Below are 541 nucleotides of genomic sequence, written 5' to 3' on the forward strand. Positions count from 1 at the left end.
TCATCTACTGCTAACCATGCATTACGTAAGCGAGCTACTTCCGCAATGTCTTTCAACGGCGCGCAATCGCCGTCCATACTGAAGACACCTTCAGTCACGACCAGATGATTGCCTTCGTTAGTAAACAGCGTTTCTAAATGCTTAATGTCGTTGTGCTTAAAACGCTTCATTTTCGCCGTTGATAGTGCCCCTGCTTCCATCAAAGATGCGTGGTTTAATCGGTCTTGAATCAATACGTCTGATTTTTCTAGCAGAGTAAAAAGCAACGCTTGATTAGCACTGAAACCAGAGCCAAATAATATCGCCCTCTCGAAGCCCAACCATTCAGTTAACGCCGCTTCTAAGTTGCAGTGCGCAGCACTGAAGCCAGTCACCATGGGTGATGCCCCACTGCCACTGCCATAAACGCTCAGACCTTGCTGCCAAGCACGTACAAGCGCTTGGTCATTGGCTAAGCCCAAATAATCGTTGCTTGAGAAGTTGATGTAGCGTCTGCCATCATGTTCTAAAATCGATTGGTTTCCGGCGAATACCACATTCA

1 protein-coding gene is annotated in these 541 nt (G+C 47.0%); it reads right to left on the reverse strand.

Annotated features, from left to right (window positions below; genetic code table 11):
* The coding region (locus R7Q48_RS30370; RefSeq protein WP_318134125.1) for an aminotransferase class I/II-fold pyridoxal phosphate-dependent enzyme at positions 1 to 541 on the reverse strand (541 nt) is incomplete at both ends.

The sequence above is a fragment of the Vibrio sp. 378 genome (assembly GCF_033339435.1).